General features: G+C 75.2%; 16 protein-coding genes. 7 read left to right on the top strand and 9 right to left on the bottom strand.

All coding sequences use genetic code 11. From position 1 onward, the window contains the following. Positions 1 to 138: 138 nt before the first annotated feature. The gene (locus AC6EXY_RS02930; protein ID WP_499818886.1) at positions 139 to 705 is read left to right on the top strand and encodes a GNAT family N-acetyltransferase; all 567 of its coding nucleotides are present in this window, start codon (positions 139 to 141) and stop codon (positions 703 to 705) included. On the opposite strand, the gene AC6EXY_RS02925 is transcribed toward AC6EXY_RS02930, so the two are convergent. Next, positions 596 to 1,903: a zinc-binding metallopeptidase family protein gene (locus AC6EXY_RS02925; protein ID WP_499818885.1), complete on the bottom strand. Its 1,308-nt coding sequence runs from the start codon at positions 1,901 to 1,903 to the stop codon at positions 596 to 598. The genes AC6EXY_RS02930 and AC6EXY_RS02925 overlap by 110 nt on opposite strands. 873 nt (positions 1,904 to 2,776) lie before the next feature. Between AC6EXY_RS02925 and AC6EXY_RS02920 the strand changes: the two genes are divergently transcribed. Further along, the gene (locus AC6EXY_RS02920) at positions 2,777 to 3,802 is read left to right on the top strand and encodes a DUF1003 domain-containing protein (RefSeq protein WP_243407468.1); all 1,026 of its coding nucleotides are present in this window, start codon (positions 2,777 to 2,779) and stop codon (positions 3,800 to 3,802) included. A gap of 88 nt (positions 3,803 to 3,890) precedes the next feature. Then, positions 3,891 to 5,981, top strand: coding sequence for a D-alanyl-D-alanine carboxypeptidase family protein (locus AC6EXY_RS02915; protein WP_499842287.1), 2,091 nt, complete (start codon positions 3,891 to 3,893; stop codon positions 5,979 to 5,981). On the opposite strand, the gene AC6EXY_RS02910 is transcribed toward AC6EXY_RS02915, so the two are convergent. From AC6EXY_RS02910 to AC6EXY_RS02900, 3 genes are all read right to left on the bottom strand, one after another. Continuing rightward, positions 5,882 to 6,889 (bottom strand): YihY/virulence factor BrkB family protein, encoded by a 1,008-nt coding sequence (locus tag AC6EXY_RS02910; protein ID WP_101831696.1) that lies wholly within the window; start codon positions 6,887 to 6,889, stop codon positions 5,882 to 5,884. The genes AC6EXY_RS02915 and AC6EXY_RS02910 overlap by 100 nt on opposite strands. A gap of 72 nt (positions 6,890 to 6,961) precedes the next feature. Further along, positions 6,962 to 7,570, bottom strand: a complete 609-nt coding sequence (locus tag AC6EXY_RS02905; RefSeq protein WP_101831697.1) for a 2'-5' RNA ligase family protein — start codon at positions 7,568 to 7,570, stop codon at positions 6,962 to 6,964. 477 nt (positions 7,571 to 8,047) lie between these two features. Continuing rightward, positions 8,048 to 8,917: a serine hydrolase domain-containing protein gene (locus AC6EXY_RS02900; RefSeq protein ID WP_101831723.1), complete on the bottom strand. Its 870-nt coding sequence runs from the start codon at positions 8,915 to 8,917 to the stop codon at positions 8,048 to 8,050. A 174-nt stretch (positions 8,918 to 9,091) separates the two neighbouring features. Between AC6EXY_RS02900 and AC6EXY_RS02895 the strand changes: the two genes are divergently transcribed. Further along, positions 9,092 to 10,330, top strand: a complete 1,239-nt coding sequence (locus AC6EXY_RS02895) for an NAD(P)/FAD-dependent oxidoreductase (protein ID WP_243407469.1) — start codon at positions 9,092 to 9,094, stop codon at positions 10,328 to 10,330. A gap of 91 nt (positions 10,331 to 10,421) precedes the next feature. Here the strand turns inward: AC6EXY_RS02895 and AC6EXY_RS02890 are convergent, their stop codons facing one another. After that, complete coding sequence (locus tag AC6EXY_RS02890; protein ID WP_499818915.1) at positions 10,422 to 10,820, bottom strand: DUF3017 domain-containing protein; 399 nt, start codon at positions 10,818 to 10,820, stop codon at positions 10,422 to 10,424. Between the two features lie 387 nt (positions 10,821 to 11,207). Between AC6EXY_RS02890 and AC6EXY_RS02885 the strand changes: the two genes are divergently transcribed. The 3 genes from AC6EXY_RS02885 to AC6EXY_RS02875 all read left to right on the top strand — a co-directional run bounded on the left by AC6EXY_RS02885 (position 11,208) and on the right by AC6EXY_RS02875 (position 12,928). After that, entirely contained in the window at positions 11,208 to 11,594 is a 387-nt protein-coding gene (locus AC6EXY_RS02885) for a hypothetical protein (protein WP_499842286.1), read from the top strand. 181 nt (positions 11,595 to 11,775) lie between these two features. Further along, positions 11,776 to 12,429 (top strand): FHA domain-containing protein, encoded by a 654-nt coding sequence (locus AC6EXY_RS02880; protein WP_101831700.1) that lies wholly within the window; start codon positions 11,776 to 11,778, stop codon positions 12,427 to 12,429. Between the two features lie 169 nt (positions 12,430 to 12,598). Next, positions 12,599 to 12,928: a hypothetical protein gene (locus tag AC6EXY_RS02875; protein ID WP_101831725.1), complete on the top strand. Its 330-nt coding sequence runs from the start codon at positions 12,599 to 12,601 to the stop codon at positions 12,926 to 12,928. A 353-nt stretch (positions 12,929 to 13,281) separates the two neighbouring features. Here AC6EXY_RS02875 and purH read toward each other — a convergent pair whose 3' ends face one another. The 4 genes from purH to AC6EXY_RS02855 form a co-directional block, all read right to left on the bottom strand. Then, the gene (gene purH / locus AC6EXY_RS02870) at positions 13,282 to 14,916 is read right to left on the bottom strand and encodes a bifunctional phosphoribosylaminoimidazolecarboxamide formyltransferase/IMP cyclohydrolase (RefSeq protein ID WP_101831701.1); all 1,635 of its coding nucleotides are present in this window, start codon (positions 14,914 to 14,916) and stop codon (positions 13,282 to 13,284) included. Then, positions 14,913 to 15,536, bottom strand: coding sequence for a phosphoribosylglycinamide formyltransferase (gene purN / locus AC6EXY_RS02865; RefSeq protein WP_101831702.1), 624 nt, complete (start codon positions 15,534 to 15,536; stop codon positions 14,913 to 14,915). Before purN ends, purH begins: the two co-directional genes overlap by 4 nt. A gap of 268 nt (positions 15,537 to 15,804) precedes the next feature. Continuing rightward, entirely contained in the window at positions 15,805 to 16,335 is a 531-nt protein-coding gene (locus AC6EXY_RS02860) for a helix-turn-helix domain-containing protein (RefSeq protein ID WP_101831703.1), read from the bottom strand. Positions 16,336 to 16,428: 93 nt separating this feature from the next. Then, on the bottom strand, positions 16,429 to 17,477 hold a 1,049-nt coding region (locus AC6EXY_RS02855; protein ID WP_499842285.1), incomplete at its 5' end, for a cell division protein PerM.

Below are 17,477 nucleotides of genomic sequence, written 5' to 3'. Positions count from 1 at the left end.
CGTCCAGCGCCGAACACCGGCGCGAGGCCGGTCCGGTCGCGTAGTGGCCGGTCCGGGACGTGTCGGGACAATCCCGGTGGATCGCTCGTTCTGCTCTGCCGGGGACAGGTGAGGCCGCCGCCGAGAGAGGGAGCCGCTGTGACGAAGGGCATCCGGGCCCGCGCCATCCGGCCGGACGAGGGTCCGCTGCTGTGCCGGCTGCGGCTGGCCGCCCTCGCCGACGCGCCGGCCGCCTTCTGGCACACCCTCGAGGTGGCTCGCGCCCAGCCGCCCGAGGAGTGGGCGCGCCTCGCCGCCGCTGGCGCGGACTCCCCCACCCGGCTGGTGGCGATCGCCGAACAGGGCGGGGACGCGGTCGGCATGGTGCAGGGGTTGACGCCGGCCGGCCGGCCCTGGCTGCGCGAGGTGGCCGCGATGTGGGTGTCACCCGCGGCCCGCGGCAGCGGCGCCGGCGACGAGGTGCTGAGGGCGGCGCTCGACTGGGCCCGGCGGTCGGGGGCGGAGGCGGTCAGGCTGTGGGTGGCGCCGCGCAACCTGCCCGCCCGCCGGCTCTACGCCCGGCACGGCTTCGTGGTGCTGGGCGGCGCGCGGCCGATCACCGACGATCCGGCGGTGAAGACCTTCCTGCCGATGCTGCGGCAGCTCTATCCCGCGTCCCCGCCACCCGTGTCCCCACCACCCGTGTCGCCGTCTGCGTCTCCGTGACCGCCTCCCGCGGCCGAGGCGTGACCTCGCCGGCGGACGCGGCGATGGCGTCGTGGACGAACGCGAGCTTGGCCTGGACCGCGGCGGTGAGCACGAACGGGTAGAGGTCGTCGCGGCCCATGCTCCGGTTGATCGCGTTGAGCGCGTACGTCAACGGCAGCCACTGACTGATGATCCCGGCGATCCCGCCGCCGGCCCGAACGGCGGCGGGATCGCCGGGCTCGGCGGCGTGGTGGTCTGGCGCGACCCCGAAGGCGGCCAGATCGGGTCCGTCGACATGTAGGCCGAACTCCGCCGACGTCCGCAGCGTGTCCCGGATGTGCAGGTAGTGGGCGAAGGTCTCGGCCCAGTCCTCCCACGGATGCATGGTGGCGTAGGCACTGACATGGGTCTGGTCCCAGGCCGGCGGTGGACCCTCGGCGTAGTGGCGGCGCAGGGCGGCCGCGTAGTCGATGTCCGGATCGCCGAACAGGGCGCGGAAGCGGGCCGCGCGGTCCGGTTCGTCGGCCACGAGCGACGACCAGAAGTAGTGCCCGACCTCGTGCCGGAAGTGCCCGAGCAGCGTGCGGTACGGCTCACCGAGCCGGGTGCGGACCCGCTCGCGGTGGGCGTCGTCCGACTCGGCCAGGTCCAGGGTGATGACGCCGTCGCTGTGCCCGGTCACCACCGGGTGGTCGGCGCTGTTCAGCAGGTCGAACGCGAGTCCCCGCTCGGGATCGTCGAGCTGGGAGGTGACGGGCAGGCCGAGGTCGAGCAGCTGGGCGACGAGCCGCCGCTTGGCCGCCTCGGCCCGCGCGAACCGCTCCCGGCCCACCTCGTCGGTGTCCGCGGGCCGGGTGCGCGTCAGCCGACAGCACGCGCACAGCTCGTCCGGGTGGTCCGGGTGGTCCGGGTCGTCGGCCCGGTCCGCCGGGGCGGCGACGAGCCAGTTGCACCCGGCCGCGCGGGCGCCCGCGCATCGGCGGTACCGACGTCGGTCGCGCTCCGCCACGCCGGCGCTCACCGCCACCGGCGGCAGTTCCCGCAGCACGCCGGGCAGGTCACCATCGGGCTCCCCTGAGCCGGACGAGGTGTCCGCCATCAGGGTGACAACGCGGCCCTGGCCGGGATCGAATCCCAACGGCGCCTCGCACCGCAGACAGGCGGTGTTCTCGAAGAAGACGAGCTGGCCGCACCGCGCGCATCCGCTGACCTTCACCTGATTCCTCCCACCGACCACCGTCACCCACCACGGGTCACCCACCGCCGCGGACCGGCTCAGGTACGGCCAACCGCCCGGCACCCGGGCTGACCTGGGACGACGCGGAACAACGCCCGCACGGAGACTCCCGCGGCCCACCCGGCCCGGTCCACGGACGGGCAACGACGTACCCGGAGATCGGACTTCTCACGCATCCGCCCGCGATGTCACCACCGCGGCCGCCGCACACCCTCTGGCATCACCCGCCTGCGCTCCGCCCAGCCACCGGCGCGCGCGAAACGTGACGTACGCCCGAGGTGACTCCTTCGCGACAGAGATCACGGATACCCCGGGAGGTCCGGTCCGATGCCGGCCGGTTATCCTTGACACGCTCCGCAATCTCCTCCACGGAGGACCAACGCGAGGAGGTGGCCGCTGTGAGTCCTGGCGGGTGCTCCAGTAAAGGCCGCTTCCTGCTCGTGGGCGTCGGCCAGGGCTGAGTCCTCGGCCTGGGCGCGCATCGCGCGCCCAGCTCACGTCCACGATCCCGGGGTCGACGACTCCCCCGGGGCACTGCCCGGAAGCCGGCCGTGATCCGGCCCGCGGTTCGCCTCCGGCGACGATGTCACGTCGCCGGTCCTTCCCAGGCTGGGTGATGACGGCCTGTCCGTCCTCACCCGGCCGGGCCGCCGACTGCGTATGTCCGCGTCGGCGGTGAACCGCGGCTCCCTCACATCCACCGGCCCCCGACGCCCGGGCCGGGCAGTGCACGAGCAGGTGCGGTCGATGACGTCGTGTCGACCTGGGGCCGCCGTGGCAACGATGCCGCGCGGCCAGCTCGAGAAGTGCGCGCACCGGCGGCGATCGCCCGCGCGCGGATGGGGAGCTTCCATGGCCATCACCGCATCGCGGACCACGGACCGTCGGGGTCTGCGCGCCGAGCGCCTCGACCTGCCGGACGCCGGCAGATCCGTTCCGTTCCCCCGGGTCGACCGGGAGAGTGTGAGCCGCTTCGCGGAGACCATCGCGCGGTTCCTCGGCACCGGGCGGTATCTCACGATCCAGACCGGTGTCGTCATCGTCTGGATCGCGCTGAACATCGCCGTCCCGCTGATGCGCTGGGATCCCTACCCGTTCATCCTGCTGAACCTCGCCTTCTCCACCCAGGCGGCGTACGCCGCGCCGCTCATCCTGCTGGCGCAGAACCGCCAGGACGACCGGGACCGGGCCGCGCTCACCGAGGACCGGGCGGTAGCCGGGCGGATGCGGGAGGACACCGAGTTCCTGACGCGCGAGGTCGCCGCGCTGCGCCTCGCCCAGAGCGAGGCGGCGACCCGCCAGTACGTCCGCGGCGAGCTGGCAGGTCAGCTGGAGGCGCTGCGCGGCGATCTGGAGGGCCTGCTGCTCGAGGCGATCCGCGCGTCACTGGTGGCGGTGCCGTCCGCGGCCGCGGCGGTTCCCGCCAGCGCCGCGGTCGCCGCCGGGACGGCGGAGGTGACGGGCGCGGCGGGAGCTTCGGGTATACCTGATCCGCAGGGTGCGGCGGATGTGGCCCGCACCGCGGGGGTCACCGGGACGGGGAGGACCGCGGCCAAGACGCGGGGCAACGGGGCCGCTCTCGCGCCCGAAGCGGGCGGTGTCTCCACCACCCGCGGGGCCAGGCGGAGCAAGGGTGCCCGCCGTGCGCGAGCCGCCCTCGCCGCCTCGACCACGGGCGCGACCACCGCCGAGCTCGAGGCCGGCGCCGCCACAGCCACCCAGGCCGAGGCCGAAGGCGGGGCAATCACCGCGGCTCATCACGCGCGGTATCCACTCGACGGGCGGCAGAACTCAACAAAAAGGGTGATCCGCCCTCAGCGGGTACCCGCACGCGACACGTCCGACGACTGCCCGCATAGGCGCGGTCCGAGCCAGTAGCGTGCGGCAGGTGCGTGCCGGCCGGTCGTGTCGCTCCCGTCCCACTCCGCCTGCGGGCGCCACCGGTCGATGGCGGCGCGGCGCGCGGATGGCTGCGGCGAGCCTCGGCCTGCTGGCGGCGCTCATGGTCAGTGGGCCCGGAATGGCCGGCGCCGCCACCCCGGCCCCCGCTGCGCCGGCGGCCGCCACACCGGGCACGGCCGCGGCGGGCACAGCGGCTCCGGGCACGCTCCCCGCGTCCGCGCCGCCCGCCGATCTCGCCGCCCGGTACTGGCTCGTCGCCGATGCCGGCACCGGTGCCATCCTGGCCGCCTCAGGCCTGCACAACCGGGACATGCCGGCCAGCACCATGAAGATCCTCACCGCGCTGTCGATCCTGCCGGGCCTGCCCGCGGACAAGATCGTCCCGGTGGGCGAGGACGCCGCCCGGGTCGACGGTACGAAGGTCGGCCTCGTACCCGGCGTCGGATACCCGGTGCGCGACCTCGCCACCGCGATGCTCATCGCCAGCGGCAACGACGCGACGGTGTCGCTCGTCGACGCCGCCGGCGGCTCGACCGCCGTGCTCGCCCGGATGAACGCCCTCGCCGCCTCCCTGGGCGCACGCGACACGGTCGCCGGCGACCCCACCGGTCTGGACAGCCCGGGCCAGCTCACGAGTGTCCACGATCTGGCCGTGTTCGGCCGGGCCGCGATCAACGACCCGAGCGTGCGGGGATACCTGACCATCCCGCGGGCGTCCCTGCCCGGTCGCGGCGGCCAGCGCTTCGAGATCCAGAACCACAACCTGCTGCTCGGCCGGTACGACGGCACCATCGGCGTGAAGAACGGCTACACGGTGGCCGCCGGCGCGACCTTCGTCGGAGCCGCGACCCGTGGTGGGCGCACTCTCGTCGTCGCCCTGCTGCGCACCGCCCCGTTGTTCGACGCGGACGCCCGCGCGCTGCTCGACTGGGGCTTCGCGAACGACGGTCGGGTCACCCCGGTCGCCTACCTGCCGAAGGCCGCCGGCCAGCCGGGCGAGGACACCGCCGCCCCCGCCGCCGCCCGGCCCGGCACCGCCGCGGTCGCGCCGCGCCCCCGGCCGGGGCAGCGCGGCATCCTCACCGGCGTCGGCCCGACGACCTGGATCGCGCTCGCGCTGACGGCTGTGGCCGTCCCCTCGATCCTGCTGGCGCGCGGCCTGCGGCGCCGGCGCGGGGCGACCGCGCGGGCCGGTCCCGGCCCGGCGACCGCCGCCATGCCCACCGGCCCGCTGGTCCGTCCGCTGGGCGCGGCGGGCCACGTCGGCGACCGGTCCCGGCCGAGCGGTCCCAGCCGGGGCGACCGGCCGCCCGCCGCGGCTGCGGCCGTGCGGCGCGGCCGGACCAGGAGCCTCGCGGACCCGACCATCGCGGGTACCCGGGTGGTCACCCGTGGGGACCTGCCCACCAGACCGATCCGGCGGATGGCCGGCGTCGATACCCACGACCCGGCGCCGCACCACATCCCCGGCCGCCGCCGCGGGGACGACCCCCGCCGGCCCGCCCGCGAACGCGATCGTCACGACCCGCGCACCCAGGCCCTCAACCTCCGCGGCGCCGTTCCCCGTCGACGCGACGCCCCCGACGACCCCTACGGCGACGACCCCTACGGCGACGACCGCTACGGCGACGACCGCTACGGCGACGGTCATGACGGCGATCGTCCCGACGCCGGGGACGCCGACGGGCACGCCGTCGGCGGCGTGTACGGCGTCGACGCCCATGACGTCGGTGTCCACCGCGGCTACCCGCGTGACGGCCACCCACGAGACGCCGCGTACGACGACCTCGGTCCCGACGGCCACGGTCCCGAAGGCCACGGTCCCGAAGGCCACGGTCCCGAAGGCCACGGTCCCGAAGGCCACGGTCCCGAAGGCCACGGTCCCGAAGGTCATGGCCCCGACGGTCTCAGGTACGGCGGCCACGGATACGACGACCGCGGGCGGGACACGCCTCGTCCCCGCTCCGCTGGGCACGGACCAGCCGGCTATCTCGCGCACCCCGCCGACGGGTTCGTCGTCGAGGGCATCGGCCCTGGCACCGCCGATGCCGGCTCCTACCGCGACACCGCCGCGGACGAGCCCTTCGGCGACGAGCGGTCAGGCGGCCGGCGGCTCGACGGCTCGTCCAGGTTCGGGGACTCCTCCGGCCGCTGAACGCCGGCGGGCGCGGCGCCCGCGGTGCCGGACGGGTGGATGTCGGAGTCGTAGGGCGCCGTCACCGTCCACGCGGCGACGTACAGTGTCCATCGCATCACGATGTTGATCCAGATGAGCAGTCCGACGATCACCGCGAAGGTGCCGTAGACCGGGTTGCTCATCGTCTGCCCGACCAGCCAGGTACCGGCGATCTTGAGAATCTCCAGGCCCACGGCTCCGAGCAGCGCGCCGCGGGCCGCGCGGTGCCGGTCCGTGTGCCGCGGCAGGCGCCAGAACAGGTAGAGGAACACCGCGGCGTCGATGGCGAGGGCGAGGAGCACGGCGAGGACGGCCGCGACCGCGCCCGCCGCGCCGCTGCCGGACAGCCCGACGCGGTCAAGCACGTCCCCGGTCGCCGATGTCGCGAGGCTCGTCACCACGAGCGAGGCCAGCAGGGTGAGTCCCAGGCCGCCGAGCACGGTGATGTCGCGCAGCCGGCGGGTGACGAGATTGCCCGAGTCGGTGTCCTGGTGCCAGACCAGCCGTACCGCGTCGCGCAGCGCGTCGATCCAGGCGAGCCCGGCCAGCAGCAGTGCGATCAGCCCGATGATGCCGACGCCGACCTTGGCGTTGCCGATCGAGGCGACGTCGAGCCGGTCCGCGAGCCCCGGCAGGTAGTCGTTGATCTGCCTGGTCAGGCTGGCGTGCACGCCGGGGTAGGCGTCCACCACGAAGCCGGTGACCGCGAACGCCAGCGCGACCAGCGGAAAGAACGACAGGAACGCGTAGTACGTCGCCGCTGCGGCGAGTCGGTCCCCACCGTCCTCGGTGTACCGCGTGTAGGCACGGATCGCATGGTCGAGGAACGGGCGCCGTGCCCGCACTTCCTCGGCCGCGCCGGACACCGCTCCGACACCTGCCCTCATCGCCTCACGAGACCTCGTCACATCCGTCGATGTCCCCCCGACGATGCTCGCTCACTCCTGGCAGACGATCGACTACTCCCGGGCGTCGGCGCCGGCCGGTGGCTCCCCACCGCCCGGTGCGCCCACCCGCCCGCCGAACGGGAAGAAGCGTAGCTCCCGCCAGCGCAGGTCAGCGCCCCGTTCGTAGAGCCCGAAGCCCCGCACGTCGAACTGCGCCCGGTAGTCCGTGAGCGCGTCGTAGGCACGGTCCAGGCCGTCCGCCGCGATGTCATGGGCCACGGTGACGTGCGGGTGGTAAGGGAACGCGAGCGGCCGGTCCAGCGGGCCGGAACGCACCGCCGCGGCCAGCGCCGCGCACCGGGCGGCCCCCGCGATGAGCGCGACGAACACGACCGGGGACAGCGGGCGGAACGTCCCGGCTCCGCACAGTCGGATCGTGAACGCGTCGTTCGGTTCGGCCGCGCGGGCCAGGTGACGCTCGATGGCCGGCAGGTCGGCGAGGCGGACCGTGGTCGGCCCGAGCAGGGTGACGTGCGGCACGATCAGGCTGGCGTTGGGATCGCCGAGGCGCTCCCGCCAGTCCTGCAACTGGGTGCGGTACGGCTCGGGTATCCCGATCGCGACCCCGATGTCGGCCAGGCCGACGGCGTCGGACGGGCGCGCCGGATCGGCCGCCCGCACCGGAACCGGCCCCGGCGACGGCTGGCCGGCGAACGTCGCGTCAGCACCGTACCCCGGGGCCGCCCCGCCGTATCCCGGATCGGCCCCATAGGCAGGCTCGGCCCCATAGGCAGGCTCAGACGCGTACGCGGGCTCAGACGCGTACGCGGGCACCGCACGGCCGCTCGGTCGTTCAGCCATGCGCGACCGGCGGCGCGGCGGCCGCGACCCACCCACCAGAGGTCGTCACTCTCCGTGCTTGCAGGCACGTCATCGCCGGGTCGGAGACCGGCCGTCGGGATCGGTGTCGGCAAGGAAGCATGCCGACATCATGGCCCAGGGACCCGGTCCGTCTCCCACGGACCGGCAGACCGCCTCCAGCACGCCCGCAGACCGGAGCAAAGAGGGCACAACCAAACATCCCGCACCCGGCGATGCGCGGAGAAATCCGATACGCAGCCCGGGTCGACCAGCCCTCGCAGGCCGGTCACCGCCGCGTCACGGCGACGGATTCACCGCCTGCGGGCGGGCCGACGCGAGCACGTCATCCGAGAGGGGTGGCCAGAGCTGGCGAGCCCATTCCCCGAAATCGCGATCACACAGTGTGACGCACGCCAACCCCACGACGGGATCCACCCAAAGGAACGTGCCGGCCTGGCCGAAGTGCCCGAACGTCTCGGGAGAGTTCGCGGTGCCTGTCCAGTGCGGCGTCTTGTGGCCACGGATCTCGAAGCCGAGGCCCCAGTCGTTGGGGTTCTGCCGGCCGAAACCCGGCAGCACTCCGGCCAGGCCCGGGAACGCCACCGTGGTCGCGGCGGCGAACGTCGCGGGCGACAGCAGCGCCGGCGCGAGCAGCTCGGCGGCGAACAGGCGCAGGTCGGCGAGGGTCGCCGTCACGCCGTGGGAGGGCGGGCCGACCAGCTGGGCGCCGTCCATGCCCAGCGGCCGGAAGACCGACTCGGCCAGGTAGTCGGCGAACGCGATCCCGGTGGCCCCGGTGAGCACCTCACCCAGCCGGTCGAAGCCGGCGTTCGAGTAGATCCGCCGGGCGCCCGGCGCCGCACGGGGTCCCTCGCCCTCGAACGGCAGCCCGGAGGCGTGCGCGAGCAGCTGCGCCACGGTGGCCGGGCCCGGCCCGACCTCGTCGTCGAGGCCGAACGCGCCCTCCTCGACGGCGATCAGCACCGCGTAGGCGGCCAGCAGCTTGGACACCGAGGCCAGCCGGAAAGGCCGCTGCGCCGGCCCCGTCTGACCGAGCTCCCGCACGGCGGACCCGCCGGCGGGGCCCTCGTCGCCGTCACCGCGTCCGAGCACGCTGACCGCGACCGTCTCGACGGGCCACCGCGAAACCCGCTCCAGTGCCTCCATGTCCCGCACTGTACGAACTTCCCGGCCGCGGGGCGGTCGCGACGGGGGCGCTCGATCAGGTCCGGGCCGGCGGCTGCGAGACTGGCGGTCGTGCAGACCGCGTCCCCCCCGTCCGAGCCGTCCGGCAGGCGCCCCGCTCCGGCGGGGCCGGCGAAGGACTCCGGCACGATCACCATGGCCACGCCGATCGTGCGGATCGACGAGCACGTCGACCTCCCGGACCGTATCGACGTGCTCGTCGTCGGGGGTGGTCCGGCGGGGTGCGCCGCGGCCCTCGCGGCGCTGCGGGAGCGCCCGGGCGCCAGCGTCGTCATCGCCGACGCGGCGGCCTTCCCCCGGGACAAGACCTGCGGCGACGGCATCGCCCCGCACGGCCTCGACGTGCTGCGCGACCTCGGCGTGACCGACGCGGTGGCCGGCTACCGGCCGGTCGACCGGATGCGGCTGCGCACTCCGGGCGGCGCCGAGGTCGCCACCCCGTCGGCCCGGGCGAGCTACGTGGTGCCCCGGGAGGTGTTCGACGCCCGGCTCGTCGCCGCGGCCCGCGCGCGGGGCGCGCAGCTGCTCCGCCGTCGGGTACGCACCCTGGAGCTGACCGACCGGCCCCGGCTCGACGGGCGTGGGCGGGAACCGGTCGTGGTCGTCAACGGCGCGCTGACCGCCCGGGTCGTCATCGGCGCCGACGGGGCGAACTCCGTCGTGCGCCGCGGCCTGGGACTGCCCGCCAACCCGCCGGAGGCGATGGCGATCGCCGTGCGCGCCTATGCGGAGCTGCCCGCCGACGACCGACCGCCCGAGCAGTTCATCCACATGACGGACGAGGGCTGGCCGGCCTATGCCTGGTCGTTCCCGATCGGCGACGGGCGGGCGAACATCGGCTACGGGATGCTGCGCTCCCAGCTCGGCCGCGGCGACGACGGTGCGAGCGCCAAGACGGTGCTGCACCGCACGCTCGCCCGGATGCTGCCGCACACCCCGGCGGATCCGGCCACGCTGCGGGCCCACCACCTGCCGCTGTCGACCCACCGGCCGCGCCAGCCGTCCGGCCCGGTGCTGCTTGCCGGGGACGCGGCCTCCCTGATCAACCCGCTGACCGGCGAGGGCATCTACTACGCGCTGCTGTCCGGCTCGCTGGCCGGGCGCGCGGCCGTCGGCGTCGCCCAGCCGACCGCCGCCGGCCGGCTGTACCGCCGCTCGCTCGACGCGGAACTCGGGCGGCACCTGCGGCACACCACGCTGCTCGCCGGGCTCATCGGCCGCAGCCGCACGATGATGGACGGCGCGGTGCGCGCCGCCCGCACCCGCACCGAGCTCTACGACACGCTGGTCGAGATCGGGCTGGGCCGCGGGACGATCCCGGCGAGCTCTCTCACCCGCCTGGCCATGCGCCGCACCATGGCCGGCCTTCGCTGACCTGACCTGACCTGACCTGACCTGACCTGACCGCTGCCGGTGCCGGTGCCGGTGCCGGTGCCGGTGCCGGTGCCGGTGCACCGAAGGTCTGTCAGCGGCCGATGTAGGGCACGGCGGAGGTCAGCGCGATCACGGACCCGCCGAGGACCAGCAGCAGCACGGTGTCGAACACCCGGCCGCGCACGGCGAGCAGCCCGATCCGCCGCCCCGGCACCGTCATTCGGGCGATTCCGGCGAGCACCAGCGTCACCCCGACCGTCAGCAGTCCCCGGCGCCAGCGGTCCTGGGAGACCAGCAGCAGCCCGAGGGTCACCCCGGCGAGCACCGCCGCGAAGACCGCTTCCCGCCGCAGCCACTCGATCGTCGCCGACCGCAGCGCCCGGAGCCGCCCGGACCGCGCCGCGGCGGTGTCCCCGGGGCCGGCCGCGGCCGTCTGCCGCCGGGCGACCGGCTGGGCGGTCCCGCCCGCCTGCCCGTCCCGCTCCGCCACCCGCTCGCGGCGGGCCGGCCGCCGATGGTCGTCGCCACCGGGCGGGACCGGCCATTCGGGCGGCCCTGCCGGGGCAGTCGGTCGCGGGCGCGCGGGCCGGGAGCGGACGGTGCGGACCGGCTCGGTCGCGCGGCTGTCGGTACCCCCCTGGCCCGCCGGTGACGAGGTCCACGGAGCGCCCGGAAGCGCGGAGCCGGCCGCCCCGCGGCCGCGATCCCGGTCCGGCCACCCCGGATCGCCACCGCGACCCGGGTCCGCGTCACGTTCCCGGCCAGCGTCGCGCTCCCGGCCGCCGCCATGTCCTCCGCCGCCGCCATGGTCTCGGCCAGCATCATGATCTCGGATCGCGCCATGATCCCTGCCGGCACCGTACTCTCGGATCGCGCCGTGATCCCCGCCTGCGCCGGCCGGCTCGTCGCGCCGCCACTCGCCAGTACCGTCGTGTCCGCCGGCACGCCACGGGCCGTCGCGGTGCGCGCCGGTGCTCTGGTAATCCCCCGCAGGCGGGCGTGCCCCGAAGAAGTCCGGTGCGGCCGCGCCGCCGTCGCCGGCTCCGTCCGGGAAGCCGGGACCGCCCCGCCCGCGATCGGGCTGATGCGCTCCGGGCCGGCGGACCACGTCGGACACCCCCATCCCACCTCCGGTGCCGGTCAGATCGTCGTGGACACGCTCGCCCGGCACGGGCACGGGCACGGGCACGGGCGGGCGCCGTCCCGGCGGTCCCCACCGCCCTGGTGGACGGTGCGGTGCGGTGTGTCCATCCAACCAGCATGACCCGATGGGGGGACACACGGTAGGCCCGGGTCGGCGCCCCGAGCCTGGCTGGCCCGGCGTCGGTCGAGATCACCCTGCGCCGCGGATGGACGAACGCCACGTGTTACTGCCCCGCGACCGGGGATCACTGGCAGAGGCGCTCGAAACGGATGGCGATAGACGGAAGCGAGGTCGACGAGAAGTGAACGGGCCGAGTCTGCGGGTCGAGGTCACCGGCGAGGTCTTCTCCCTGCGTGCCGAGATCACCACGGTGGGTCGCGGGCCAGGGGTCGACGTGCCACTCGCGGATCCCAGCGTCTCCCGGCTGCACGCCGAGATCGTGCGGCGGGGCCCGTACCTCTACGTCTGGGACCAGGGGCTGTCGCGCAACGGCACCAGGGTCAACGGCCAGCAGGTCGGCCGGCGGATCCTGCACGACGGCGATGTCGTACGCTTCGGCGCCGCGGGCGTCCGGGTGCGCGACCCCGGGCCGCTGCTGGAACTCACCGTCGAGGCCGGCCGCGACCTGGCGGAACGGGTCCTCACCGCGGAGATCCGGATGCCGGACCCGCCGGACCTCACCCGCCGCGAATGGGACGTGCTGCGAGCCCTGTCCCGCCCGGCAGGCAGACCCGGCGCCTTCGTCGTCCCACTGTCAACCCGCGAGATGGCGCAGGACCTCGTCGTCACCGAGGGCGCGGTCAAACAGCACCTGCTGCGGCTCTACCGCAAGTTCGACATCGCCCCGGGACCGAACCGCCGGGGACGGCTGGCGAACGAGGCCGTGCGGCTGGGCGTCGTACGCCCGAGCCCGGTCGAGCCGGCCGAGCCGTCCTGGCCAGCCGCGCCCGCCTGACCAGCGGGTCACCTCGAGCCAAAGGCCTTATACCACAGACCGGGAATTCCGCTCATACCCAGCCCATCGAGGAACATCGGAGTCACAATCCACAACACCCCCACCTTTGGACGTCGTGCACCCTTAGGGCAGACTTCCGGCCGCGGTGCCCAACGGGAGGGAGCTCGACGTGACAGACGAATCGCCTCACAGCAAGAAGCTGCAGGAACTGATGTTCCGGGCCTGGGAGACCTTCGGCGACGCCCGACACCTGGACAGCGACGATCGCGTGTTCGTCCAGGCACTGGCGCGGCAGACGGCCGACCGGATCTCGGTGCTCTACGGCGCGAGCTGGCGGGACGCGCTCGACTGGGTGGCGCAGCGCTACGTGCCGACCAGCGACACGCCGGGCGGCCCGGCGGCGGCGAGCACCCCCACCACCGCGACGACGGCGAACGGCAGCTCGGGTAGCGGCGGGCGGCGGGGCTCGGCGGCCGCGGAGGCGAGCGCCGGGTCCTGAAGCGCCGGCACCGGGCGGCCCGACGAGGTGCCGCCGGTCGGCGCCACCTCCGCGAAACCCGGGTCGGCCGGTACGGCGGCAGGTCACGCGGACGGGTCCCCGCGGCCATCCGCGGCCCCGCCGCCCGAGGCGTCAGCTCCGGCCCCGACGGCTCCGGACCCGCCAGCTCCGGACCCGCCAGCTCGGGCTCCGGTCTCACCGCCGCCGGCCCCGCCGCCGACGCGGTGGACCCGCCGCTTTCGGTGACGCGGCGGATCCGTCGCAGCGGGCGCGCGGCCGAACCGGCGAGATGCCGGACCGGCACGACGCCGAACCCGGCGCCGACGCCGGGCCGGCAGCGCCTCGCGGACTCGTCAGTGGGCGAAGTGGCGCACGCCGCTGAAGTACAGCGTGACCCCGGCCTCACGAGCGGCGGCGATGACCAGTTCGTCGCGCACCGATCCGCCGGGCTCGACGACGGCCCGCACGCCGGCCTCGGCGAGGACCTCGAACCCGTCGGGGAACGGGAAGAACGCGTCGCTGGCCGCGACCGAACCCTTCGCCCGGTCGCCCGCGCGCGTGACCGCCAGCCGCGCCGCGTCGACCCGGTTGACCTGGCCCATGCCGACCCCGACGGTCGCGCCGTCGACGGCCAGCAGGATCGCGTTCGACTTCACCGAGCGCACGGCCCGCCAGGCGAACCGCAGGTCGGCCAGCAACGCCTCGTCGGCCGGCGCCCCGGCCTCCAGCGTCCACCCGGACGGCTCGTCGCCGGGCTCCTCGACGGCGTCGCGCGACTGCAGCAGCAGCCCGCCGCTGATCTGGCGCAGTTCGACACCGCGCTGATGCGGCGGGGCCGGGCACTCCAGCAACCGGATCGACGGCTTGCGGGCGAGGATCTCCACGGCACCCGGCTCGTACTCCGGCGCCACGACGACCTCGGTGAAGATCTCGGCGATCTGCTCGGCGAGCTCGACGGTCACCGGCCGGTTCGTCGCGATGACGCCGCCGAACGCGGAGACCGGGTCGCAGGCGTGGGCCTTGCGATGCGCCTGCGCGATCGTGGAGCCCACCGCGATGCCGCACGGGTTGGCGTGCTTGATCACGGCGACGGCGGGCTCGGTGAAGTCGTAGGCGGCGCGGCGCGCGGCGTCCGTGTCGGTGTAGTTGTTGTACGACATCTGCTTGCCGTGCAGCTGGCGGGCCGTGGCGAGCCCGACCGGCCCGTCGGCGCCCGTCTCGACGTAGAGCGCCGCGCGCTGGTGCGGGTTCTCGCCGTAGCGCAGGACGTCGGCCCGCCGCCACTGCGCGGACAGCACGTCCGGCCAGCCGGTCTCCCGCGCGACCTCGTCCGGGGCGACGACGCCCGCGAACCACGACGACACGGCCACGTCGTACGCCGCGGTGTGGGCGAACGCCTTCGCGGCGAGGCGGCGCCGTGCCGGCAGGTCGTAGCCTGGCCCGCGCACGGCCTCGGCGAGCCCCGCGTAGTCGTCCGGCGAGACCACCACCGCGACCGACGCGTGGTTCTTCGCGGCGGCCCGGATCATCGCGGGTCCGCCGATGTCGATCTGTTCGACCGCCTCGTCCTCGGTGGCGCCGCCGGCCACCGTCGCGGCGAACGGGTAGAGGTTCACCACGACCAGATCGAACGGCGCGATGTCGAGCTCGGCGAGCACCTCCGCATGCTCGGCGTTGCGCAGGTCGGCGAGCAGGCCGGCGTGCACCCGGGGATGCAGGGTCTTCACCCGGCCGCCGAGCACCTCCGGGAAGCCGGTCACCGTGCTCACCGGCGTCACCGCCAGCCCGTGGCGGGCCAGCACGTCCGCGGTCGAACCGGTCGAGACCACCTCGACCCCGGCCGCCAGGAATGCCTCGGCGAGCACCTCCAGACCGGCCTTGTCGTAGACGCTGACCAGCGCGCGCCGCAGCGGCCGGCGCCCGGTGGGCAGCACCTCGGCCGACCCGGACCCGCCCTGGCCGGCCACTTCTTCGCCCGATGACGTCATGATTCCTCCTGGACGTGAACCTCTGCCGGTACCTGTGCCGCGGCCGGCCGCGCCGGGGCCGCGCGCACGATCTCCCCGATCGTGGCGACGAACAGGCCGCGTTCGACGCCCTGGATCCTGACTCGCAGCGTGTCCTCGGTGTCCCCCGGTTCGACGGGCACGGCACGCTGCGCGATGATCGGGCCGGTGTCGACCCCCTCGTCGACCCAGTGCACCGTCACCCCGCTGACCTTCACTCCGGCGGCCAGCGCGTCGCGGACCGCGGCGGCCCCTGGGAAGGCGGGCAACAGCGACGGGTGCGTGTTCACCGCCGGGAAGCGTCCGATGACCTGACGGCCGAGGATCTTCATGTAGCCCGCAAGCACGAGCAGGTCGGGCTGGTGGGCGGCGATGCGCTCGGCCGTCGCGACGTTGAACGCGGCCCGGTCGGGATGGTCCTCGAGGCGGATGGTGAACACCGGGACGCCCGCGGCCTCGGCCCGCCGCTGCGCCCCGGTGCCGTGCCGATCGGTCCCGACCGCGACGACGGTGGCACCGAACCCGGCGTCCGCGGTCGCGTCGAGGATCGCCTGCAGGGTGGTGCCGGCGCCTGAGGCGAGAACGACGAGGCGAGCAGACACACCACACTCCGTAACGGGACGTGAGACCTATCAGGACCAGGGCCGTGCGGGGACCGGACCGATGTCGCGGGCCCGTGGTCGCCAGGGGCGCCGGGGCGAGGACCGCGGGAACGGCCGATGCCACCAAAACACCACCGTCAACGCATGGGGGCCGCCGTCAACCGCCAGGCGACGAACCGCGCCGAGTCCGACTGTACTGACTCCGAGTACCCACGCCAGCCGATCGACCGGGCCACATCACATCGACGCGGCCTCGCCCGCCGCCGGCTCACGCGGCGGGCGCCCAGCCGGCGACCAGAGCGGCCAGTCGCTCCTCGATCAGAGCGGCCGGCGGGGCGGCCGGCCCCGACGCGGTGGCCAGCCGAGCCGCCAGGGGCAGCAGGCCCGGGCTGACGTCGTCCTCGGCCCCGCCGGCGCCGCACCGACAGCCCGCGGCGGACTCGTCCGCGCCGGCGTCGACCTGCCCGAAGTCCGGCCCGTCGAGCAGCTCTCCGGGCCGGCACCGGTACAGCTCGGCAAGCCGCCACAGCACCGCAGCCGACGGGGCGCGGCCGCCCCTGGCCGGCCAGGCCTCCCAGTACGACCAGGTCTTACCCGTCTTGGCAGGCCCGGGAGCGGGCCAGCGCTCGTTCCACCGGCGGGCCGCCTCCTCCTGCGTCCACCCCTGGGCGAGCCGGAACGCCACCAGGGCGCCGAGATGATGCCGAGCCTGCAGCCTGCGAGCGATGCGACGGGAGGACCAGCCCAGCTCGCGCAGCTGACGAGCCTCGACTCGGATACGGGCGACCGCGACCGGCACGACGACCTCCTGAAGATGATCCGTTGCGCGGACCCTAGCCGGCACCGCCGACAGTTTCCGGCGACGAGTCCCGGCGCGCCCGCCCGCGCGGCCTCACTCGGGGCGCCGCGACGTCCAGGTCGCCGTCCGGCCACCGGGCAGCGGCATCCTGCGCCGCCAGAAGGACGGCTCGGCGTCCCGGGCGAGGAACGGCCGCTCGGCCCGCCGCACCGCGAGGTCCACCCCGCCGACCAGCAGCAGGCCGACGAACGCCACCTCGCCTCCGGCGAGCAGACCGCAGGCCCAGGCCGCCGCCGGCCCGTAGACGCCCGCGCCGCCGCCCACCCGCCCCAGCGAGGCCTGGCAGGCCAGCCCGATGAGCAGGCCGCAGCACGCCCCGGCGAGCAGCACGGTCGCGAGCCGGTCCCGCGAGCGCGCGCCCGCTGTGGCGCGATGTGCCATCACCCCGCACACCACTCCGGCGACGAGCGGCACCACCAGCAGCGCCAGCCAGCCCGGACGCGGTAGCGCGCTCGGCGGCAGCGCCGCGAGCACCGGCAGGTCGGGTACCCGGCCGGCGTGGACGACGTCGGCGCGCACCAGGCCCGAACCGGTGTGAAAGCCCGGACCGAGGGCGTACGCCAGCGCCCACAACACCAGATTGGGCAGCACCGCGAGCTGCGCCACCGCGAGCCCGAGCCCGCCGAGGACCCCGACGTCCAGCGCCCGCTCGGCGCCGGCCACCTCGGGCAGGGTGGCCGCGATGACGAGGGCCACCCCGAACGCGGCGGCGGCCACCAGCGAGGCGAACGCCGCCATCCCGCACAGCAGCGGGGTCCGCAGCCACCGCGGCAACACGCGCCACGCGGTGCGCAGCCGATGGCGCCCGGCGAGGGCGCCGAGCAGCGCCGCGGGCAGGCCGAACGCGACCGTGCCCAGCGCGGCCGACGCGAGGCCCGGCCGGGCCGGGCCGGAGCTGACCAGCAGCGCGACGACCACCACGAACAGCGTCTGGGCGGCGACGACCTCGCCGACGTCCAGAATCACGACCCGCCAGGGCACGCCGACCCCCGACGACCCGCGCCGCCCCCGCCCGTCCGGGCGCCGCGCCCGAGCGCTGGTCGGCCGCGTGCTGGCCGCGGGCGGGCGGGGGCGGCGCGGGT

This window comes from Frankia sp. RB5, assembly GCF_059816245.1.
The sequence above is the reverse complement of the archived record's forward strand: the minus strand, read 5'-3'. Positions and strand labels throughout refer to the sequence as shown.